Annotated in this window: 21 protein-coding genes; 6 read left to right on the plus strand and 15 right to left on the minus strand. The window is 59.4% G+C overall.

What is annotated here, in order from left to right:
• Nucleotides 1–35: 35 nt before the first annotated feature.
• The 10 genes from IPI01_20255 to IPI01_20300 all read right to left on the minus strand — a co-directional run bounded on the left by IPI01_20255 (nt 36) and on the right by IPI01_20300 (nt 10,698).
• Nucleotides 36–626: a sigma-70 family RNA polymerase sigma factor gene (locus IPI01_20255; protein MBK7260088.1), complete on the minus strand. Its 591-nt coding sequence runs from the start codon at nt 624–626 to the stop codon at nt 36–38.
• 67 nt (nt 627–693) lie between these two features.
• Complete coding sequence (locus IPI01_20260) at nt 694–1,620, minus strand: DnaJ domain-containing protein (protein MBK7260089.1); 927 nt, start codon at nt 1,618–1,620, stop codon at nt 694–696.
• Between the two features lie 192 nt (nt 1,621–1,812).
• Nucleotides 1,813–2,322 (minus strand): hypothetical protein, encoded by a 510-nt coding sequence (locus tag IPI01_20265; protein MBK7260090.1) that lies wholly within the window; start codon nt 2,320–2,322, stop codon nt 1,813–1,815.
• A 695-nt stretch (nt 2,323–3,017) separates the two neighbouring features.
• The gene (locus tag IPI01_20270; GenBank protein MBK7260091.1) at nt 3,018–3,908 is read right to left on the minus strand and encodes a prohibitin family protein; all 891 of its coding nucleotides are present in this window, start codon (nt 3,906–3,908) and stop codon (nt 3,018–3,020) included.
• A 103-nt stretch (nt 3,909–4,011) separates the two neighbouring features.
• Complete coding sequence (locus IPI01_20275; GenBank protein MBK7260092.1) at nt 4,012–4,431, minus strand: hypothetical protein; 420 nt, start codon at nt 4,429–4,431, stop codon at nt 4,012–4,014.
• 111 nt (nt 4,432–4,542) lie between these two features.
• Nucleotides 4,543–4,884: a CsbD family protein gene (locus IPI01_20280; GenBank protein MBK7260093.1), complete on the minus strand. Its 342-nt coding sequence runs from the start codon at nt 4,882–4,884 to the stop codon at nt 4,543–4,545.
• Between the two features lie 239 nt (nt 4,885–5,123).
• Nucleotides 5,124–6,314 (minus strand): YeeE/YedE family protein, encoded by a 1,191-nt coding sequence (locus tag IPI01_20285; protein MBK7260094.1) that lies wholly within the window; start codon nt 6,312–6,314, stop codon nt 5,124–5,126.
• Between the two features lie 12 nt (nt 6,315–6,326).
• Nucleotides 6,327–6,842 carry a YeeE/YedE family protein gene (locus tag IPI01_20290; protein MBK7260095.1) on the minus strand — a complete coding sequence of 172 codons (516 nt, stop codon included), beginning with the start codon at nt 6,840–6,842 and terminating at the stop codon, nt 6,327–6,329.
• Nucleotides 6,839–9,091, minus strand: coding sequence for a tetrathionate reductase family octaheme c-type cytochrome (locus IPI01_20295; protein ID MBK7260096.1), 2,253 nt, complete (start codon nt 9,089–9,091; stop codon nt 6,839–6,841). Before IPI01_20295 ends, IPI01_20290 begins: the two co-directional genes overlap by 4 nt.
• A gap of 119 nt (nt 9,092–9,210) precedes the next feature.
• Nucleotides 9,211–10,698, minus strand: a complete 1,488-nt coding sequence (locus IPI01_20300; GenBank protein MBK7260097.1) for an outer membrane protein transport protein — start codon at nt 10,696–10,698, stop codon at nt 9,211–9,213.
• Between the two features lie 120 nt (nt 10,699–10,818).
• Between IPI01_20300 and IPI01_20305 the strand changes: the two genes are divergently transcribed.
• Nucleotides 10,819–11,571, plus strand: coding sequence for a PocR ligand-binding domain-containing protein (locus IPI01_20305; protein ID MBK7260098.1), 753 nt, complete (start codon nt 10,819–10,821; stop codon nt 11,569–11,571).
• A 62-nt stretch (nt 11,572–11,633) separates the two neighbouring features.
• Here the strand turns inward: IPI01_20305 and IPI01_20310 are convergent, their stop codons facing one another.
• The gene (locus IPI01_20310) at nt 11,634–13,118 is read right to left on the minus strand and encodes a B12-binding domain-containing radical SAM protein (GenBank protein ID MBK7260099.1); all 1,485 of its coding nucleotides are present in this window, start codon (nt 13,116–13,118) and stop codon (nt 11,634–11,636) included.
• Nucleotides 13,119–13,527: 409 nt separating this feature from the next.
• Here IPI01_20310 and IPI01_20315 point away from each other — a divergent pair, with 409 nt between their 5' ends.
• On the plus strand, nt 13,528–13,728 hold the full coding sequence (locus IPI01_20315; protein MBK7260100.1) for a cold-shock protein: 201 nt from the start codon (nt 13,528–13,530) through the stop codon (nt 13,726–13,728).
• 382 nt (nt 13,729–14,110) lie between these two features.
• Nucleotides 14,111–14,341 (plus strand): hypothetical protein, encoded by a 231-nt coding sequence (locus IPI01_20320; GenBank protein MBK7260101.1) that lies wholly within the window; start codon nt 14,111–14,113, stop codon nt 14,339–14,341.
• Between the two features lie 99 nt (nt 14,342–14,440).
• On the opposite strand, the gene IPI01_20325 is transcribed toward IPI01_20320, so the two are convergent.
• Nucleotides 14,441–14,992, minus strand: coding sequence for a hypothetical protein (locus IPI01_20325; GenBank protein ID MBK7260102.1), 552 nt, complete (start codon nt 14,990–14,992; stop codon nt 14,441–14,443).
• 276 nt (nt 14,993–15,268) lie between these two features.
• Between IPI01_20325 and IPI01_20330 the strand changes: the two genes are divergently transcribed.
• From IPI01_20330 to IPI01_20340, 3 genes are all read left to right on the plus strand, one after another.
• Complete coding sequence (locus IPI01_20330; GenBank protein ID MBK7260103.1) at nt 15,269–17,029, plus strand: hypothetical protein; 1,761 nt, start codon at nt 15,269–15,271, stop codon at nt 17,027–17,029.
• Between the two features lie 33 nt (nt 17,030–17,062).
• On the plus strand, nt 17,063–19,477 hold the full coding sequence (locus IPI01_20335; protein ID MBK7260104.1) for a hypothetical protein: 2,415 nt from the start codon (nt 17,063–17,065) through the stop codon (nt 19,475–19,477).
• Between the two features lie 218 nt (nt 19,478–19,695).
• Nucleotides 19,696–20,055, plus strand: coding sequence for a hypothetical protein (locus tag IPI01_20340; protein MBK7260105.1), 360 nt, complete (start codon nt 19,696–19,698; stop codon nt 20,053–20,055).
• A gap of 38 nt (nt 20,056–20,093) precedes the next feature.
• On the opposite strand, the gene IPI01_20345 is transcribed toward IPI01_20340, so the two are convergent.
• From IPI01_20345 to IPI01_20355, 3 genes are all read right to left on the minus strand, one after another.
• The gene (locus tag IPI01_20345; GenBank protein MBK7260106.1) at nt 20,094–20,579 is read right to left on the minus strand and encodes a response regulator transcription factor; all 486 of its coding nucleotides are present in this window, start codon (nt 20,577–20,579) and stop codon (nt 20,094–20,096) included.
• 283 nt (nt 20,580–20,862) lie between these two features.
• Nucleotides 20,863–22,107, minus strand: a complete 1,245-nt coding sequence (locus tag IPI01_20350; GenBank protein ID MBK7260107.1) for a hypothetical protein — start codon at nt 22,105–22,107, stop codon at nt 20,863–20,865.
• 209 nt (nt 22,108–22,316) lie between these two features.
• Nucleotides 22,317–22,712: a response regulator transcription factor gene (locus IPI01_20355; GenBank protein MBK7260108.1), complete on the minus strand. Its 396-nt coding sequence runs from the start codon at nt 22,710–22,712 to the stop codon at nt 22,317–22,319.
• Nucleotides 22,713–22,742: the final 30 nt, after the last annotated feature.

Here is a 22,742-nt window from a genome sequence, read left to right on the forward strand (position 1 = left end):
CAGCCTCACGCCGGACGGATCCTGGACGGTGATCACTACTCCCCTACGGCGCACCGTGCAGCGGCCATCGCGACCCCATTCGCCGCTCCGTAGCCGCGTCCCGATGCACGGCGGGCAAGTGCCACACGGAGCGACTTTCGGGCACGGTGGAGACGGGATCGGACGGTGCCAAGAGGGCAATCCAGAAACTCAGCGATCTCGTCATACGGCATTCCCTCAATATCGCACATGATCAGAACGGTCCTGCAATTGTCCGGAAGTGCCGAGAGAGCCCCGACCACATCATCATCCAACAGGTGAGAGAAGACGGGATCCTGGATCGGCGAACAGGTCGCACCCGGGTGCCCGATCCCATGAGGGCCTACCCCCTCCACGTATTCAAGGGAAATGCCCTTCCTGGCGTCCTTCCGGTACATGTTGATGAAAGAGTTCTTCAGGATGCGAAAGAGCCAGGCGCGGACATTCGTCTCCGGGTCGCACGTTTCCCAGTGCCTGAATGCCTTCAAGTATGTTTCTTGCACAAGATCATCAGCATCTGCCGTATTCCCCGTCAGATGCACGCCGTACCGGCGCAAGTGGCCCATATGTCCCAGAGTGCGGGATTCAAAGACCCTTTTTTTGTCCATGGTAGCTCCCGTCATACAGCCCTCTCTGTGTGGCGATCGTGGTCACATCGGTAGCGATGACGCAATGCTACTTCCGCAGAGCGGCCAGTTGACCGAAGAGCCCAAGCTCCAACTCCGTCAACTGTGTGGGCAACGTCACCTCAGTGGTCGCAAGCAGGTCGCCGAAGCGGCTCTTCTTGCCGTAATGAGGCATGCCGAGCCCACGAAGCCGCAACACCTTGCCATTGACCGTCCCCCTGGCCAGGGTGACGGCGATGCTCCCTTTCAGCGTGTGCATCTGTGTCTTTCCTCCGAGCACGGCATCGTAGAGGGGAACAGCCAGAACAGCATGCAGGTCATCGCCCTCCCGACGAAATGTCGGATGGTGCGCGATCCTGACCGAAAGATAGAGATCGCCTCGCGGGCCCCCACTCGTCCCGGGTCCACCTTTTCCCCCCAGCCTCAACACCTGCTGGTCAGCGATACCGGGACTGATCGTCACCCTGATCGTCTGACCGTCCAGTGAAATGAGACGGGTTGATCCATGGTACGCTTCCTCCAGGGAGAGGACCGTCTCTGTCTCAAGATCCCCGCCTTTGCGCGCGCTGCTCCGCCGTTTCCGGCGCTCCCCGGTGTGCTGCCCAAACAGTAACTCGAACAGATCACCAACATCTCCATCCACGAAGCCGTGATCGAAGGCACCGGTGTCTGCCGTACGCTGTTGACCGGTGCCTCCGGCGGCATACTTCGACCAGTCAAATCCTCCGGGCTGTGATCCGCCCTCCTCAAAACGCTTCCAATCCACCCCGAATTGATCGTACTTCTGCCGCTTCACGGGATCACTGAGGACCTCATTGGCCTCATTGATCTCTTTGAACCGGTCCTCACCACCTTTGCCCCCGTTGCTTCTGTCGGGGTGATGCTCCTTGGCAAGTGCGCGATAGGCCTTTTTGATCTCCGCCGGAGTTGCGGTCCGTGCCACGCCGAGAACCGCATAGTAATCCTTGTACTTCATGGTCCGACCGGGCTATGCTTGAAGAGTTGTTCGTCCAGGGTATCGATGTATCGGGCCAGATCTGCCGGTGGCAACAGATCCGGCTGTACACCGGGTTCGCTCTTCGGCACTGATGATCTCCTCTCACGTTACCGATCATGCCCCCCACCGGAACGACACGGCACTGCCTGCCCCGATGGGCGCTTCAGTGGGCTAGAAGTAGTACCGGACCCCGAGGCCGGCGTCCAGACTGAACGCCGATGCAGGGAGGAGTTCGAACGATGGCGCGATCTCGAGAAAGAAATCCGCCACGGTGTCGACCGGCAACCAGACGATACCGATCACCCCCCGCAGAGCGATGGATTCATCATACCCCGCACCTGCGTTCAGCCGTGCGCCGATCCCGTAATACAGCGGGAACCGTTGATTGGAATGGATCGCGGTGAACGAATGCCAGAGGTGATCCATATGATAGTGTACGCGGCGGCCGCGATCATCGTGTCCACGGGGCTTGCCCACCCAGCTGCTGCCGATGGACCAGCCGAGACCAAAATCCAGCGCATGCACCGGAGAGATCCAGACCTTCGCACTGAGGCCTGTCGGTTCACCGATGATCACCCCGAGCCCGATCCCGTGGTCCTGACCAAACGATCCGCGGACACCACAGAGCATACAAGCGACAAGCATGATCAGTCTGAGAGGGAGGACGGTCCCATTACGCATACTCTGCATTCCTTATTCGAAGACACCCTTCGACAACCCCGGAGCCGGATCACTCCTGCCAGAGGAGGGGACCACGGGATCCAACGGTCTCTGTGCGACATCAACGGTCAGGAGCCGCTTCGACCTCGGACGGCGTGGGGCGTGGAGCACCGGGATGTCGATGGGTCCGGTGTGCATGTGAGGCGGGAGCGATCTCCCCTGTTCGTCACGGGGCTCGCTGGGCTCCTTGACCGCCGGAGTGCTCCCCCTGCGGTGGTGGTCGCTCGTGTCAGGGTGTGGATGTGGATCCGATGTGCTCATGATCGTCCTCTCTGCGTTGCACAGCACCCCGTCTCTCGACCACGGGAAAAGCACTGCATCCTGTTCTGCTCCGGTAGGGCCCGATGCACTGCGTCTCAACAGGACATCCTCCGCAACTGCCCGACGAAGGATCGTCTGACACTTCGTTTGCATGTGGCGGGGTCTCAGGGACGCGAAGATGCATCTTTCGCAATGTGCTTGCGGACACTGTCGATCCGCGGAAGGGGTTGGCGTGCGCAACGATCGTATACAGCGCGAACGTGTCCCCCGACCCGGTTTCCTGCCAGCCCGCGAATACCGCATCCAATTCCGGTACATCCTGCACCTGTGGTGCCCATGTGCGAAGTGCATCTACCATGCTGTCCTCCCCGTTCGGTTCCCGTGCCCGGGATACCCTACTTTGTATCCAGTATGATCGGCAATCCATCCCTGCCTGCACCGACAATGATCACTTTGGTGTTCGGTGACTGCGCGATCTTCTCCGTTGCCTCGATCCCCTTCCAGCGCAGGAGCTGTTCGCTGATCCCCGCGGCAACGATCGTCTGGAAATCCGCGATCCCCTTCGCCTCGATGCGCTTCCGGTCCGCTTCCTGCTTCTCCTTCGTCAGGATGAACTCCATCCTCTGACTCTCCTGGTCGGCCCGCTGTTTCTGCTCGATAGCTTCCGTCAGCTGGGTCGGAAGTGCAACATTCCGGATCGGTGTATTCTCGATCGTGACCCCGCGGGGGGCGACCGTCCGGGCCAGCTCCTCCTGGATCGAGAGACCCAGTCGTTCACGCTCCGTCGAATAGAGTGCACTGGCCTGAAAGCTCGCTGTCACGGCCCGGCAGATGGACCGGAATTGCGGTATCAGAATTATGGTCTGGTAGTCGCCGCCGGCGACGGTCTTGTACACCCGGGCTGCAGAATCCGGATTCAGTCTGTACAAGGCACTCACCTCGAGTCCGATCGTCAGACCTTCGCGAGAGAGCACCTGCATGGCCTCCTTGTGCTCCTGCGTCTGGATCGAGTATTTTATCACATTCGCCAGCGGATTCACCGGACTGATGCCTGCACGCAGGGTCTGGTCTGAAACGACGCCGAAGAAATCCACGACGCCGACGTGGCCGGCGGGGATCTGGGTGAAACACTGGAGGACCGCGAGGATCCCGAATACCGCCGCGCCGAGGATGCTGATCCGCGCAACGGGCCGGAAGCTCAGGTCATTCTGACGAACTTTCCGTGACGCGTTCACCCAGACGATGAAGGCGATCACTGATATAACGATAGAGAGGAGAAAGAACATGGGGGTTTCCTTATGTGATGATCAAATCATTCAGAATCTTTGTCTACGTGCGGGCCGGGGTGCGCACCATAGTACGTCTCATCGGCATCCACGCGCGACCCTGCTACCCGAAGTGCAGGGAGGTGGCGACAGCCTCAACGGTCTTCCGCTCCGCTTTCCATTCCTCCTCACGGCGTGTCACCTCTGTCACTTCGATCTGCGCAAAGCGGTGGTACGCTTCGTTGGCGGTGGCAGCAGCCTTTTCCAGATTCGCGAGTTCGGTCGGGGTCATCTCGTGCAGCGGACAATGCACGATGAGAAAGGGTCCATCAAGCTCCGTATGGTGCAAGGATCCGATCTTCTTCCATTCGTGAAAGAAGAGGGTCCTCCATTCGGGGGCAGGCGTACCGGACAGATCCAGGAAGATCTGGTATTCCTTATCAGACCCGGTCACCTTCCTTGTTTTGTCTGTATTCATACGCTCGATGCGGATGTCAGGGGCAATGAATGCCGACCCTGTGCGTGGTATCAGTGTTGTTGTCATGCGGCCCTCCTGGAACTTGCGTGCTTTGTTGACCGGTCAGGACGGGGTGTCCATCAGGGTCGATACAAATTTCTCATCTTTGCAGCGCCGACAATGCGCGGTGTCAGCTCCTCACCGGGCTGACGTGCGTTTTGCCGCCGGCCGGCGGCGTTTTGCGCCTGTGGCGGCGGCAGTCCGGGCCCGGGATGGTGACGACTGGATCAGGTTGAGGCGGGACTGCAGGACCATAAGCTTGGCATTGGACTTCTTCAGCTGGATCACGAGTTTCTTGAAGTCATCCAGCTGCGTCTTCGATCTGTCGTTGGCGATGCCGTACTTCTCCTGAAGTTTTCCAACGAGTTCTTCGTATTTTCCCGCAATGGCCGCGAGCTCGTCATTCATCATTTTCCCCCATTGATGAACGGCCTTTCCCCTCCGTTGCTTCCATTCTCCCTCGATCCGATCCCAGTTCATCAACACGTTCCTTTCATGCACGCGCCAATCATCGACATGGACGTTCCCGGGATCCCCATGGGGGGGTCGGGCCTATTGGACGTGATACAGTATACCGGAAGGCCAGGTGGCTTGAATCGGCTGAAGGGATGAAAGAGTAGTTAATCCCTTACGGGGAAAGGAAATGCGGCCCCGGGAGAGGTCCCGGGGCCGGCAGGATCACGTGAGATCTCAACGATCAGCAGGAGTACTGTCGTATGTCAGCAACCGCCCAGCACACGCTTCTGGGTCTTTTTTACCGGTCCGCTGGAGGTCCTCTTCCGGATCAGCTCTGGCAGCACTCTTCGGGCATGTTCCTCAAAGCGCGTGGTATGCTCCGCACCCGAAGAGGCGGACGCGGGATGCACTGCGACGTCAAGGAACTTGCTGCGAAAAGCATCAAGCCCTCCCCTCAACACACGGAGGTTCGTATACCCGAGCTCGGTCGCCATGATCGCGATCCGCCGCGCCGTGGGTTCGTCTTCGGTGACCACGACGTTCGTCTTGCCCCTCAGGGTCAGGGCCTGGTTCGGTTCTTTCTCGAACAGATTGTCGATGGTGAACGAGGTCGACCCCGGCAGACTGAATCGTGCAAATGCATCCGCAGGCCGGAAGTCGATCACCTGCAGCGCAGCGTCCTCGTGGATGAGCCGGTATGCCAGTTCATCGACCGCCATGGTGTCCAGAGGGTAGGAACGGACAAGCTCCTCATCCTTGACCATCTCCTGGAGGGCTGCTTTGCGCTCCGGGAAGATGAACGCGGAGAGAGCAACCAGCAACCCGATAGAGGCAAGCCCCACATAGTACCGGGTCATCCGGATCGGCTTTGTGTCAATGCCGTTCACCCGATTCTCGACGATGGAGACGACGACAAAGGCACCGAGTGCAACGATGGCCAGAAGGAACGCAAAGAGATGCTGGGGCATACCAAGGGTCTCGAACATCCGCGGACTCCCCCAGTTGGTGGCCTTGTAGAGTCCTTCGAAAACAGGATACCCTTCAGCGAACACGAACACTCCCAGCACGGCACCGCCGATGAAGATCATAGCATCGACCTTCCCGATCGCGGCGGCACAGACACTTGTTCCCGGACAGAAGCCCCCGACGACGAAACCGAGCCCCATGATGAGTCCGCCAATGATGGCCGACCAGAGGAACGTCGGGTTCACATACACGAGGTTGATATCCAACAATCCGAAATGCTCCAGCCCCATGACGCCCATCATGGCGACGACCCCTGCCGTGAAGAAGACCCGGAGCACGGTGAAGTCGTACCCGTAAAAGAGTCCGACGAGCTTCCGCGAGGTGGAGAACCCGGCCTGCTCGAGGATCGCGCCGAATGCTATGCCGATGACAAGTGCAACGATGAAATTCAGATCATTGCCGATGATCTCCGGAACCAGTGGTCCCATGGTCGTCTCTCCTTAGATCCAGAGTTTTCGGAAGAAATATGCAAAGATATACGCCCCGGCAAAGATCGCCAGCATGGTGATGATGCCCCCCGTCGACATGACCGCCATCCCGCTCAAGGCCGCTCCGCTCGTACACCCGCGTCCCAGCTGGGAACCGATGCCCCAGAGCAACCCTCCGCCGAGTGCACCCGCGATCCTGACCTTTGCGGTCGACCGGGGGCCGAACTCGAGCTTCAGGTCCATGCGATCGGAGATCACGCCGGAGACGAATGCCCCGATCACGACGCCCACCACCTCGAACACCAGCCAGTTCATGAGGGGATTCCCCGCGTGGTCGCCGGTGTACTCTTTATAGAATGTCGTCGACGCGGTATGCGCAGGAGCGACGGTCCCGACACCCGCCACCACAGCGCTCTTGAATGCTCCGCTTGCCCCCAGCCCGCGTCCCGTGATGTAGATGGTAGCGGTCAGCAGCAGGCCCAACAGGGCCCCCGCCAGATACGGATTCATATATGGTCTCGGTTTCATGACACGTTCTCCTCTGAGATCACCGTTCCAGTGGTGTGCGGCGTTGCGTCCGGTCCGGCGGTATGGTCTGCAAGATCTTCGACACCCGTCAGCATTGCTTTCAAATTGGAGGTCGCGGTCTCGCCCGTGGTAATGAGGTACAGATGTCCGACCACAAAGGAGAGCAGGAGGAATGCGCCGATGGTGTGCGCGATCGCAATGACCTCCAGCGACTCGATGTTCAGCGCTGCGATCCCGTACTGCTGGGGATAGCGGTACAGCATGTACAGCAGCCCCGAAGTGACGATGATGGGGATGACAAGCACCTTCAACCCGAAGTACGTGATCTTCTGGAGCGGATTCAGTTTACTGAGCACCGTCTTCCTCGTTGGATGCGGTGCATTCCGGAAGATCCCGAACAGATAGTAGTTGAGCTGGGAGCGGATGTTCTTGAGACTCGGCACATATTGCCGCCACTCACCCGTCGTCAGGTGCCAGAAGATGGCGAACACGATCAGCAGGAGGAGCATGATCGCTGCAACGTTGTGGTACCGGACCGCATCCCGGAATCCGAAGAACGTGTAGGCCCCATGGATCTCGAACCCGGTGAATCCCAGGAAGAAGATCAGGACCGCCTGCAGCCAGTGCCAGAACCGTTCAAATGCCTTGTAGACCACCACCGATCGTGTGCTCATTGTGCACCTCCTCCTGTGTGCCCTGAGTGCCAGAACCATTCGAATGGAGCCGTGGACCACGACCCCTGCCAGGGTGAGGATCAGAAGCCAAATGCCCCCGGTCTCCACCAGATCCGAATAGTCCCGGCCGGGCATGTAGAAATCCGTCAGGGATGCGAGTCTGCCGTTCGTGCGCGCGTGGCACTCGGCGCAAGGAACGGTCTCCTGCTTCGATGAGACCATATGGTTCACCGGCCAGTACATCGAAGTCGTGATGAATGAGATCTTGCCGCTGAAGGGCAAGCCGACATCCTTCATGCCGGCTGTCGCTGCAGTGGACCAGTCGAAGTCCTTCCAGAACGCCCCCTCTCCCTGCTTGTCGGCATACAGCTTCGGCTGGATGAGGATCCGGTTGACCGGATCGAATGGCTGCCGGGCCCGGTGGATCTTCACGGGAATGATCTTGGACGACACATCCGCATACGACCCGTGCAACTGGTTCAGGACGAGGGCCCGCGTGGTATCATCGACCCTGTCCCCCAACAGATAGTGCGATGCGGTGCCGTTGAACCAGGCATACTCGGGCGTGACATTTTTGGCCCATTGAAAGCTCCCCTTGATCGACATGTACGCGTGATTGCCCATGCTGTCTTCTTCGACGAAGGGCTGGCCAGCCTTGAGGCGCCCGGCCGTCGACCAGTCCCAGAACATCTTTGTTGCATTGTCCTTCGCATAGGTCGGGATGTGACAACTCTGACATGCCACCTTGAGCGTGTGTTCGTTCAGGATCTCATCCGCGTGCGGTGTCTCGGTATGACACTGTTCGCACGTGGCACGATGTTGATTCGTGGACGCCAGCGAATAGAGTTTGCCGGCTATGACATGCTTTTCGGTCTGGTGACAATCCACACAGACCATGTTCATCCCATCCGTTCCCATATGGATGTCGGTGGCCGCCGCCGGCTCGAACATCGACATCTCCAGGTCGCCATGTTTGACGTTGTTCCCACCTCCCCCGAAGAAGTGGCACACACCGCAATTCGCCCTGCGGGGCCTGCCGATATGCTCCGCGATCGCCCTCAGGTCCAACGTGGGCTCCGGCGCGCCTCCTTTCTCGGGGGCCTTCGCGTACGTCTCCGTATTGTCGTGACAGACAAGGCAGTCGATGTTGGTGGAGTCCGTGAAGACCTTCCCCCGCGCATCCATGCCATAGCCGATATGACACTTTGCACAGCTCTGCTCGTTGCCGCGCGTTCCGATGCAGAAATTGTTGATGGCGTTCTTCTTGCCGAGGTAGACGACGCCCCGGCCGGCGATGTACTCTTCCCGTTCCCAGTTCCAGTGATTCGACTCCATGACTTCCGTATGGCGCTGATTGTGGCAGGCGATGCACGCCGCCGTGACCTGCTGCGGAGAGGAAAAGACCTCCTGGAGAGACGGGAACAGCGCATGGTTCACAGAAGGGACCGGCTTCTTCGCGTACCGCTGCTTGAGTGTCATCAGGGTCGTGGCCTCTGATTCCTTCCGCGACAACGAGCCGACGGCAAGGAGGATGGCGAGACCAAGAAATGCCAGAATGAGGACGATCTTTTTCATCGTAACGCTTTCATGTGTTCGGACAGTACCAGGCACTGCACCCGGGGTCTCCCCTGTCCCCCGGCCGGACCGGGGTCACGGCCGGGGAGCAAAGGAAAGGACGGTCGGGTGCGCTCGTGTTAGTGCAGCATCCACGACAGGGAGATATGGAAGAGGTTCTCTCCCAGTTCACTCGTGCTGCCGTTGTACTCTTGCGCGATCTGACTCGCCGCCGCCGCGGTCTGCTTCTTGTTCAGCGCCATTTCATAGGCGACGTGTACGCTCAGCGGGCCCGCGATGTTCACGCTTGCGCCGGCCATGAGGTGGTTCTCCACGATCGCAGGGAAGACCGGAAAGATGGTTTCCTGAGGCACAGGGTTCGAGCCGTACGAATAGCCGGCACGCACCGTGAACATGCGCGACAGGTCATACTCGCCACCGAAGCGCACATTGTAGGAATCCTTCCATTGCATGGGGAAGAGGATCTCGAAGCTGCCGCTGTTCCCGAGCATGCGGTTGATGTTGACGTTGTTCCCATTGGACATCGACAGCGTCATATTGTCGAAGGCGCTGGCCCAGTTGATCCACTCGGCCTCCGCGGAAATGCGTAACTGTGGCGCCAGCTTCCATGAGAACCCCGCGCCGATCGATTGCGGGAACTTCAACGTCACATTGAGGTCGTAGGCCGCCACAACACCTTTCGTCATGTCGATCCCCATGCCGCCGAACTGCGCCATCACCGCTGCCTGTGCCTGCTGCTGGGTGGCCGTCGGATTGGCTGCCATGTAACCCTGCATCGCGCGGCCGAACGCATCATTCATCTGTGCGGTCATGTCCATCGATGCCTTGCCGCCTTTGTACGTCACACTGGTCGGCAGTGTGTAGGACACGCCGATGGAGAGGTCGTCGTTGAGATTGTACGCCATCCCGATCTTCCCCCCGAAACTGAATCCGGTGAGATCGCTCATGTCGGCCAACGCGGTCACTTCGGAATACCCAAACCCACCCATCGCCGGCGGCGCCGAGAAGAGTGCCCCGAAGGTCATCCCCGCGGGTACACCGTTCGGAATGCCCTGCATGATCGAGGGCTGAAGGCTGTAGGGCATTTTGAATTCGAGCTGACTGTACACCAGATGCGCGGAGACGCCGATGGACAACTGGGGCGTCAGCTTGTAGGCGATGCTGGGGCCACCCTGCATGACGGCAAGCTTCGAATGATACTCCTGTGCTGTCGGGAAGAGCTGGTGCTTGAGCGAAAAGTCCGCTCCCATCCCTCCCTGCGTGAAGACACCAACTCCCCAGGCAAGAGGAGCGTCGGGAGACTGATGCGCGTACGCGAGGCCAGGCATCGGGAAGTAGTTCGTCTTTCCTTCCACCTCGGAGTTGAGTATATTCGTGAACTTCAGGGACGGAACCATCAGCGAGAAGTTCGCATCGATCGAGGATCCGCTGAGGAAGGATATCCCCGCCGGATTGGTCATCATCAGCATCGGACTGTCGAACAAGCCAATCGTGGTGCCTCCCCGGCCAATGGTCTTGGCATTGAAGCCGACAATACGTGTTCCGTTCGTTGCAAAAGCCGTTGCCGCAAGCAGAGAAACCAGGAGAATGGTCCCAAGGCGCTTCATGGTGACTCCAGTCGTGAAGTAAACAGGGGGATAAGATCCAAGGAAATGAACTTGACAGCTTGTACTTACTGCAGTATATTGCTATAGTATAATATAGCAAACAATGGTATCTGATGCAATATGGCTGACCTCCTAACCGCTAAGCAGCTTCAAGATCTCCTGAAGATCGACAGGACCACTATCTACCGGATGCTCACGGATGGTCGTCTCAAGGGGGTAAAAGTGGGCAACCAGTGGCGTTTTCCCAAGGATGCCGTCGACGCCCTGCTTTCAGGCGTTCGACCGGACGACCAGGAAAAGCCGGGGGTATCGCACCAGGTCCTCCCGATCAACTGCATCCAGCCCATCCAGGACGTCTTTGCCGACATCACGCAGGTCAGCTCACTCACCACCGCACCTGACGGGACTCCCCTCACACGACTCAGCAGCCCCTGCGCTTTCTGCTCGTTGATCCTGGGCTCGGAGTCCGGGAAGGAGGCGTGCATCGCCTCATGGCGGAAGCTGGCAACGCAACCGGAAGTGAAACCCCGCTTCGTCACGTGCCACGCCGGGCTGCATTATGCCCGGGCCCGCGTCGAGATAGGCGACACGCTCGTGGCGATGTTCGTGGCGGGACAGTTCTATGCATCGGCTCCCGACAGCACAGAAGAGAAGGAACGCATCCGTTTGCTCGCGGCAACACACGGGATCGACGAGGGCCAACTGGCCAACGCAGCTCGCGAGGTCCCTGTCGTGGACGCACGGAAGGAAGCACAGATCGGTATATGGATGGAAAAGATCGCGGGAACCTTTGAGCATTTCGGAAAGGAACGCTCGGAGATGATGTCGCGCCTGCGCCGGATAGCGGATATCACTGCTATCACTCTGCCCTAGCCCCTCCCCCCCCGGGGCTCGGCCGGCCCCACCTCACGGCCGGCCGCTGGCACATACCCCCTTCATGAGAAGTGCTGTTCGAACACCCGCCGGAAATGCGATCCGTAGATGGCCAGGGTGATCGCCGTGGAGAACAGTCGCGGACGGCGGAACAGCGACCAGAAGAACAATTGCCAGTACTGCGCCCGCTCCCTCCCCACCATGCCGAGCAGGATCATTGACTTGACAACAGCAGCGAGTTGCACGAACCCGATCGGGGCCCGGTGCAATTGTTGCGGTTCGTGGGTCTGCAGGAACTCCGTGACCCTGCGATAGTATTCCCGGGGCGAGTAGACGGTGGCCAGTATCCGCCGGTATCCTTCCAGGAGGACCGCCCGTTCCATCCGCGGTGAGAAGTTCATCGAGAAATCCGTATTGTTCCCGGTGAACACATCCAGCAGGCGCTTCTCCTTCTTCAACCGTGCATGCAGCCTCGAGTTGATCGGTGCGTTCAGCAGCCCGACCATCGCTACCACGATGCCGCTCTCCCTGATGAACTGGATCAGTGCATCGAAGATCGCCGGGGGGTCATTGTCGAACCCGACGATGAATCCCCCCTGCACCTGCAACCCGGCCTTCTGGAGCACCTTCACGCTCGCGATCATGTCGCGCCCCCTGTTCGGGGTCTTCTTGCATTCATCCAGACTGCCGGGATTCGGGGTTTCGATCCCGACGAACACTTCTTCGAATCCCGCCCTTGCCACCATCTGCAGCAACTCATCATCATCGGCGAGGTTGAGCGAGGCTTCGGTCCCGAGCGAGAACGGATACCCATGACCCTCCATCCACGCGATCAGCGCCGGCAGGACCTCCTGCTTCAGTTTGTCCCTGTTCCCGATGAAGTTGTCATCCACGAAGAACACGTGGCCGCGCCAGCCCGTTGCATAGACGGCCTCCAGTTCTGCGATCACCTGTTCCGCGGACTTCGTGCGTGGCCGGCGTCCGTAGAGGACGGTGATGTCACAGAACTCACAATCATACGGGCAGCCGCGTGAGTACTGGACATTCATCGTGGCATAGTTCTCCAGGTCGATCAACTCCCACATCGGAAGCGGGGTCGTGGACAGATCGGCCCATGCGGCCGTCGTATAGCACGCTTGCGGCGTACCGCGCCGCAGATCTTCCAGGAACATCGGGAGGGTGATCTCGGCTTCATTCAGAACGAAATGCGCAACACCCGTGAACTCGGCATGCCGCGCCGTGAAGAGCGGCCCCCCAGCCACGACGGGAACACCGGCAGCATTGCAGCGCGCGATCACGGCACGTGCGGAATCTGCCTGCACGGACATCCCCCCGAGAAAGACGTAGTCCGCCCGGTGGAGATCCCGCTCGTCGAGGGGTGCACAATTGAGATCGACAAGCTTCTTCGTCCACTCCGGCGGGAGCAGTGCCGCAACCGTCAGCAACCCGAGAGGCGGCTGCCCCACCTTGCGCGAAATGAACGAGAGGGCGTGCTTGAAGGACCAGAACGTATCGGGATATTCGGGACAGACGAGAAGGATGTTCATCGGGGGCCTCCCACGGATCGCCGGACAGTGTGCATACACAGGGTACTCATCTCTTGCACAAATCTACGCCGACGTGCATGATGACCGCATCCATCAAAAGGATGAAAATGGAGCTAGATCCTCCAGGGTTGGTCACACCCAAAATAGTCCATTTATTTCTCGCTATTGGCCGCCGGAAATTGTATACTTACTCATTGATCATTTGTGATCGTTGTGTGGTTTTCACTGACGCCGTATCATCGGCGTGGGGTTCGCAAGGACCCGGCAGTCAAATCCGCGGCTTTCGGCAGAGAACGCTACCATGGTCAGTAAAGACAGGGTTGCGTTTTTTCGTTTGTAGGCACACTTCTGATTGTGGATGACCGTGTCCGCCGGCTGCGGATGTACATTACTTGAAAGGACGTGTTCCATGGAAAAAGGAACAGTCAAATGGTTCAACGGAGCCAAAGGCTTCGGATTTATCTCACGCGAAACCGGCGAGGATATCTTTGTGCATTTCAAAGAGATCGTCGGCGACGGCTACAAGACCCTCAACGAGGGTGACAGCGTCCAGTTCGAGGTGGTGCGCGGACCGAAGGGTCTGCAGGCCACCGGCGTGACACGGGCATAATCGCCCCGGCCCCCCAGGCCACACAACCCCGGTCGCTCAACGACCGGGGTTTTTTTGTCCCCGGTCATTCGACCGGAGAACCCAGAAAGGTAGTACGCTTCATGCCCGAACGGCGAACGCAACGGCCCCGTACACGTCTCACACTGCCCGACCCGCCGACCTCCAAACTCGACGACGTGCGAAAGAACGTCCGTAGCTTTATCCTGAACCCGACATCGATCGGAGAGTTTCACGAGGCGCTCCGCCGGTCGGCAGGCAACGATGAATTCGCCCCTCACCCTCTCAATGGCAAACGATTCCGGAAGATCGTGAGTGATGTGGTCCGGACACGAAAGAGTGATGCACAAAAACGCAGGGACACAGGAGAAGGGAAACAACGTCCATGACGCAGGATACCATACTCCGCGACACACTCGCACAACATTTACCCCGCCACCAATGGGTACCGATCGCTGACATCTACACCATGGTGGAACGCCGCATGTTCCTCGATGCCGACGACCGGTGCTGCTCCGGCCGGATCGCCCGTGTACCCCACTGGCACAAGAGCGTGCGAAGGATACTCTACGCCATGAGGCGTGAAGGAAGACTTCTCAGCCGTTTGAGCCAGTGATGGACGCTGGCCCCGCCATCACCATCACGATCACCTGACGTCGCGAGCCCCGACCCCGGGTACAACCCGCCGGCCGGGCCCCGGACGGACGCCTGGAGTCTACACGAGGAAGCTCAGGCCGAACGAGAACAGGAGCATGCTTCCCCGTTTCTCCTCCGTCAGTGTCTTTAAATAGCTTGCGCTGACATCCAAGGCTGTCCGCCGTGTCAGGTAATAGCGCATCCCGCCATTCACCCCCACCCATCCACGTTCCGCAGGATTCTTGAAATCCACCTTGTAGAAGGACGCCCCCACATACGGCACCGCCCGCGCATCTTTCATGAGAAATGAGTATGTGACGAATACCGTACTGCCAAAGGTCAGTGTTGTATTGCTCTTCTGCTCCGTCCGACCTGTCAGGGGTGCCACTGTGGTGACGGTGGCGGTGGTGATGGTGAGGGTGGGGCCAATGCCGATCTGAATATTGTCCGTGATGAAGGGGGCGAACTTCCCTGCGATCGTGCCGACGTTGACCGACACATCCGTGGCAAAGGTCGTGAAGTAGGAGCCCTGCAATTGCAGTTCAACATCCCCCTTCTGTTGTTGGGCCGGACACACTCCGGAGACGGAAACGAGAAGCAGGAACACGGCGGAGAACGTGGTCGCTCGCATGAGAAGGCTCCATATGGTGAGAAGGAACGGCATTCAGGGTTTCGTAGATGATACCGTATTCGGGGACGACCTGCCAGCACCATACGTCGCGTATCGGGCACCTGCAGATCATTCCACAATTGAAACAGCATTTCCTACCTGACTTTCTCCTGATTTCTGTCGATATTCCGGTGGTGCTCCCGGCCACGCCCGGGAGACGCACCCCACGGCCACTCTACCCGCTCTTTCAGCAGTTCATCCAACGCTGCCCGCGTTCCGTCCAAGGAGATCCATGCGATGCACTTAGCACCGGTCGACATTGCCATCATCATCGTGTACCTGATCGCTACCATGGCGATCGGCACGGCCTTCCAGCGGCGAGCCTCAAAGAAGCTGGATGCCTACTATCTCGCCAACCGTCAGGCGACGTGGTGGATGATCGGCCTCTCCGGATGCTCCAGCTACGTCGACATTGGCGGCACGATGCTCATCATCGGCGTCATGTTCTACACCGGACTCAAGTCCATCTGGATCATCCACTTCGGCTGGGGCTTCTTTGGCATGGCCATGTTCATGGCCTTCCAGGCGAAGTATATCCGGCGGTCCGGGGTCATGACCCCCGCCGAGTGGATGGAAACCCGCTTCGGCAAGGGGCGTGAGACCGAGATCCTCCGGACCATCATCGCGGCGTTCATCCTGCTCTCCATGATGCTGATGCTGATCTACGTCGCGGTCGGCACCGGGAAGTTCGTGGAAGAGTTCGTCCCCCTCCCCCGCTGGGAATCCACACTCATCCTCTTCATCGTCGTGGGCATCTATGTGACCCTCGGCGGTTTTTTCGGCGTGATCTGGACCGACCTCTTCCAGACGCTGCTTATCATGGTCGGCGCCGTGTGCATGACCATTGCTGCCCTCCAACTGCCGGATGGACTCTCTGCCCTCGCGGCTCGCAGTCCCGGCTGGGACTCGCTCGCGATCCCCTGGAACCTCTGGCCCGACTACACCTCGACGGTTCCAGCGCAATTCCACCAGTACGCGCCACTCGGCCCCTACCTCGGCGCCAGCCTGCTCTGGCTGGCGTACAAGTTGCTCCTGGGGCCTTTCGGGTGGGACTTCGCCTTCTTCCTCACGACAAAGAGCCCGCGGGAGGCGTCGCTCTCGGCAGGTATGTGGACCCTTGGCCATACGGTGCGCTGGCTCGTCGCCGGGTCGTTCCTCACCTTTGGAGTCTACTATCTCGGCACCGGCGCCTCCTTCGATGCGGAGAAGATCATGCCGCTGGTCGTCAAGAGCATGCCTGCGGGTATTGCCGGACTCGTCATGGCGGTGCTCCTCGCCGCCCTCATGTCCACCCTGAGCGCCATCATCAACGTCTCCAGCAATGTGGTCCTCAACGATTTCCTCAAACGCTATGTCGCCCGGAAGATGTCCGAGAGTTCGCTCGTGCATCTGGGCATGATCGTGTCAAGCCTCGTGATCATCATAGGATTCGCGATGAGTTTCATGTACGACAGCATCATCGCCGCATGGGAGATGCTCCTGTACGTGATGCTGACCGTGGTGCTCGTCCCCGGGACATTCCGCTGGCACTGGTGGCGGTTCGGGGCCCGGTCCTTCATCTGGAGTATGCTGGGATCGGCGATCGTCGTCGGCGTGCACAAGCTGTTCCTCGATTTCCTCCCCCTGCACGAGGCCATCCTGTTCCTGATGACGGCATCAACGGTCGTCACCGTCGTGATCACATACCTCACTCCTGCCGCGGACATGGAATCCCTCGTGGCATTCTATGCGCGGGTCCGCCCCTTCGGATTCTGGAAGCCGGTGCGCGAAGAGGCCGAGCGCCGCGGACTCATCCCGGTGAACGACCCGATGCCCCGCGTGGATATCCTCAATGGGTTCATTGCTGCGTTCTTCCAACTCTGTCTGGGGATCCTCCCGTTCTATATGTTCCTGAAGAATTGGACGCAGGCGGGACTGTGGGCCGCAGTGACCCTTATCGTCGCTATCGTCCTCTACTTCACCTGGTACAAGAATCTTCCTTCTGCCGATGAGATCTGACAACCTGATTCCACCTATCGTTCTGAGACGACCATGACCACACCGAAGCTTCACCTGATATGCAACGCGCATCTCGATCCCGTCTGGCAATGGCGGTGGGATGAAGGTGCGGCAGAGGCCGTGACCACATTCGGCATCGCTGCCCGCCTCCTCCGGGAATTCCCGGACTTCGTCTTCAACCACAACGAGGCCATCCTCTACCGCTGGGTCGAAGAACTCGATCCGGCGTTGTTCACGGAGATCCGGTCACTCGTGCGGGAAGGACGCTGGTGCATCACCGGCGGATGGGACCTCCAGCCGGATGTGAATATGCCGGGCACGGAGGCGCTGATACGCCACATCGCTGAAGGGCGGCGTTATTTCCACGACCGTTTCGGTGTCACCCCGGCCGTCGCGTACAACTTCGATTCCTTCGGCCATTCCGGAGGACTGCCGCAATTACTGGTGCGTGCCGGCTACCGTTTGTACGTCCATATGCGCCCGGAAGAGAAAGATCTTCCTATCGGCTCGGACCTGTACCGCTGGCGCGGGGTTGACGGGTCGGAGATCCCGGTGTATCGCATCCCGTTCTCCGCGTACAATACGTATCCCGGGAAGACCGTGGAGCGCATCATGGCAGCCGCGGAGATCGCCCTCCGTGAAGAACGGGACACGCCGGTCTTCTGGGGCATGGGGGACCATGGCGGCGGGGCGGCACGGGCGGAACTCGAATCCATCCGCGAATTGATGCAGCGCGAGAAGCGTGTGACGATCGTCCATAGCTCTCTCGAACGATTCTATGAAGCCATCGCAGACCGGATCCCTTCCGCCCCCTTGCTGGAAGGAGACGTGAATCGGATCTTCACCGGATGCTATACGTCCATGGCGCGGCTGAAACGCCGGATGCAACAGAACCTGGCCGGGCTTCTTCAGACGGAAAGTGCACGCGCGGCATCGTGGTGGCTCAAGGGACAACCGTATCCTGCGGAGCAATTGACGGACGCCTGGCGCGATCATCTGTTCAACGATTTCCACGATATTCTCCCGGGATCGTCGGTGGAGATCGCGGAACACGATGCCCTCGATCTCTACGGCCGCTCATCCGAAACACACCGTCGGCTCCGCCTTGGAGCGGTCAGCGCATTCTCTCAGGGCCCTCCCCGCCCCCTGCAGATCCCGGTCACCGTGCTCAACGCCAACCCTGCCAGCACGCACGTCCCCGTGGAATGTGAGTACATGATCGATCACATGCCGCGGTGGGAAGGGAAGTGGCACGCACGCCTCTTCACGATCGACGGGACGGAACTGCCGGTCCAGGAAGAGAACGCGGAAATGCTTCTCCTGGCGGACCAATGGCGCCGCAAGGTAAGTTTCACCGCCACCCTCCCTCAGGTCGGGGCCGCCCATTTCCGCATGGAGATGCACGAAGGCCCCTATGAACCTGCGCCGGCAGCACCAGCGATCCCCCACAGGATCGACCCGGCGAGCGGCCGCATCACATCCCTCGCAGCCGGAACCGTCGCCAATATTCTTTCCGGAGATCTTCTGCGCGCGCTCGTGGTGAACGATGATGGGGATTCATGGGGCATGGAAAAGTGGAGCTACAGGGATGTGCTCGGAGAATTCGTCCCCGTGCCAGGCGCATCGCGGGTCGCAGAATCAGGCGCCATCCGGACGATCCACGACGCCCGCTTCACCTACGGCACAAGCCTCCTCACGGTTCGTACGATAGCTTATGCGCATCACCCCTACATCGAATTCCGGATCCGCGTCGTCTGGAATGAGGAACGGAAGAGGCTGAAACTTTCCTTCCCGACATCCCTGAAGAGCCCCGGGGTCTTTTGTGAAGTACCCGCAGGCGCGATCCACCGGCCTGCGGATGGCGAGGAATACACACACGGACGCTGGCTGATCCTGGAAGACACAGCCGGAGGGGTGCCTGCGGCGTTCGCCATCGTGAACAGCGGTCAGCACGGGTTCGACTGCAGCAACGGCGAGGTCCGCCTCTCCATCCTCCGCAGTGCTCCGTACTGTTTTGAACGGACGTTCGATCTTGGCTCGCGGTCATCATACAAAGTGATGGACCTCGGCGTCCATGAGGCAAGGATCCTCGTGACCACCGGGTCGCCGGAAGATGTGCGGCAACGTGTGTCCGGCCTGGCCGACGGCCTCGCCGCGCCTCCGTATGTCCTTCCTCACTATCCTATCGGGGCCGGGGTCCCCGACCGGCAGGAACTTCTGACACTGACCCCGGGAACCATCCGGCTCCTTGCATGCAAGCAGTCGTGGGATAGGTCGGCGTTGATCGTCAGGGTGCAGGAAACGAAAGGGACCCGCACGGAAGGTACGCTGGTTCTGAGGGCCCCTGCGGCAACGATCAACTTCGCATGTGCGCCGTTCGAGGTGAAGACGTATCGTATTGAGAAGGATGGCAGCTACCGCGAAACAGGAATGATCAGCGAGAACTGATCGCCGGGGGCACCCGACATCGTGGTCATGGTTGACCACGTGTTGCGCAATCTTCAAATTGACGAGTGCAGATCCAGAGAAGTCGCCATACGTGCGCAAAAAAACGGGATTCTCCGACAGTTTCTCGCGGGCATCCTGTTTGCTTGATATTGCCAGTGGATGGGCATGGCCTGATCCAACATACTGGCAGGCGATCCCGCAACATAGGGGAAAGATGCATGGGTGGTGCACGATTCATTGAATACGAAGGAAAGCGGATCCTCTTCATCGATTTCGGTGGCGTGGAATTCGAAGACCTTGTCGGTATCATTCGGGAGAGCAAAAAGCTGATCTCGAAGGAGGCTCCGGGTTCGGTGCTCACCCTTACGAACGTGGCAGGCGCGCGTGTCAACCCGATGACATCAAAGGTGTTGAAGGAATTCACCACATTCAACAAGCCTTACGTCAAGGCGGGCGCGGTCATCGGAGCAACGGGGTTGCTCAAACTGGAATTTGACATCGTGATGAAGTTCTCGGGAAGGGTGCTGGCGCGGTTCGACACTCCAGAGGAAGCAAAAGCCTGGCTCATCGGCCAGTGAGCAAGGGCACGCCCTTCTCACCTGGTGGCCCCTCTCACTCAATCCACCCAGGGCATGTCCTTGGTCTTCTCGGGAAGACCCGCTGTCGCCGCCCGCTTGCGCTCGCGCTCCGCGATCTCCTGCTGCTCCGCCGGGCTGAGCAAACCGAATTTCTTGATGTAGAACAGCAGTTCCTTCCTGTCGATGGGCTTCTGCAGATATGCATCACACCGCGGCAGTGCCTCGATCACATTGAGTTTGTCGCCCAATGCCGTGGTCATGATGACCCGTGCGGCCTTCTTCCTGTCGATCCTCTTCTCTTCCTCGAATGCACGTATGGCCCGCAGCACCCCCTGACCGTCGAGTTGCGGCATCATGATGTCAAGGCAGATGAGTTCGAAGGGTTTCCCCTCGGCGTGTGCCTGTCGGAATGCATCGAGCCCGGCCTTCCCATCAACGGCAGCGGCCGTCTCACCATACGGACTCAGCAATGTGGTGAGAACGAAGCTGCTCGCACTATCATCTTCAACGACCAGGATCCGCATGACCGGCTCGTCCTTTCGCTCGTGATCTTACTCTGCTGCGATCCCGGTATCCCACCAGGGACTCCCGCTCGCTGCCTTGCCCGGGTTCCGGGGACGACATTGTTCGTCACAGTTGGAGTTGCAAACTGCGTGCCTACAAACCGTGGAGATTTCCAGCAGGAATGCAGGGGAGGAAGCGCCTCGATCCACCCGCATGGCTAAAATCAGCCATCTGCCTCCTCCCCCGCTCGCAGATCTTGCCTTCTCTCCCCTTCCACTCCAGGAGGCAGATATCCCATCAAGGTCATTTCACGTTCGAGACAAGCATCCGGTAGGAATCCCCTGTCCAGTGGTCGGTGAACGGCGGAGCCTTTGCGATGCCTGCACCGATCCCGGTCAGGATGGTCATCTTGAAGACCCGACAGATCCCGGCTTCGTTCTGTTGTGCAGCGCAGTACACCGGCAATCCCCATTGGATCGGTGCGCCCAGGATGGTGGTCTTGGTCACGACCCATCCACCGGACACAGAAACCGCAAGCACACGTTCCTTCGGGTAGGCGCCGGCGTAGTACTGACGCACTGCCGCAACAAGGTCCGGTACGCTTCCCGGTCCAGCGAATCCCGCCGCATGCGCGGGGAAGCGCGCCGACTCGAGTGCCTTCTTCGCATCGGCGGCGGACCGCTTCCTGCTTGCCTGCACGTTCCCGAGCGCGGTGGAGATCTCCGCATCCTTCGGGTTGAATTGCAGCGCGCGTTTGAGCTCGGCCTCGATGCTCTGATACTGTGCATCGCGGTGCGTGTCCATGATGAACTCGGCATCGGCAAGTTTCAGCATGGCATCACGCATGATGTTCTTCGCTTCCTGCGCCGTGTTCTCCTGCACCCACGTCAGGCGGTCGACCAGGCCAAGATAGCATTGACTCGGAAGATCGTCGGGGCGCTGGTTGGCCTCATCATACATCCCTTTCTTCGGATCCTTTGGCGTCAAGGCGATGATCTTCCGGTCCATGGCATCATCGGGCTGGCCGTATTTCGCGGCGAACTCCTTGAGGAAGCCCAGGATGCGCGGCCTGTCATTCTTCATGACATCAGCGGCAAGAGCGATGACCTCAGCGGTCTGCTCCGGACCATAGGCGATGTTCACGGCATTCGGGAAGAACCGCTGCGTTTTGTCGCGGAGTGCCTTGTGCATCTCAACGATCGCGGTCCAATCTTTGAGCGCTTCCGGGGACCCCCCCGCACCAACGGGCGTTGCCGAGGACGACGGGGTGGCAGGTGCAGCGTCAGGCGCAAGGTAGCGGTACTTGCTTTCCAGAGTGCGCAATTCACTGTTGCCCGGCTCCGCTGCCTTTATCTGATCGATGAGAGAGCGTGCTTCGCTGAGCTTCGTGGCTTTGACCTGGGCATCATTGGTGTTCTCTGCAGCACGTAAGGCGGCCTTTGCGGACCGGATGGTCTCGCGGATATCCGCGGCCGGTGACGACATTGCACTGCAGAGCATCAGTACGGCAACAACGAGGAGTGAGGACGTCTGGATCTGGAAGTACATGGCACCTCCACATGATTGTCCATCGGATTGGGATTACGAAGAGGGAGAGCAGACCCCAACAGAATGTACGGAACGGCAACGCGGGACGCAACCATACGGTGGATCACACGGGATCCACGGGATCACGGCAGCACATCACACTTTGAATGTCTCTGGGGGGACCTGCTCGGGCATCGCCCGGGGGATCAGCAGAAGGAACGGACGGAGGGCTACGCCTTCAGCAGACCGAAGCGCTTGATATAAAAAAGCAGTTGTGCCCGGTCGACCGGCTTTTGCAGATAGGCATCACACTGGGGCAACGCTTCCAGAAGATTCTCCCGGTCGCCGAGTGCCGTGGTCATGATCACCTTCACCTGCTTCGCCGCCGGGATACTGAACTCCTTCTCGATCACACGGACCTGCTTGAGCGCAGCCTGGCCATCGAGCTTGGGCATCATGATGTCGAGGCAAACCAACTGGAACGGGTTCCCCTCCGCCAACGCCGTGCGGAACGCTTCCACTCCCGCTTCACCGTCAGGAGCGGTCGACACGGCACCGAATTGTGTGAGATACGTTGACAGGACCAGCATGCTCGCTTGGTCGTCTTCGACGATCAGGATGCGCATGTACGATGTCCCTTGCGTGGATACGGGGAG

The organism is Ignavibacteriota bacterium (assembly GCA_016707525.1).
In the GTDB taxonomy this organism is placed as follows: domain Bacteria; phylum Bacteroidota; class Ignavibacteria; order UBA10030; family UBA6906; genus JAGDMK01.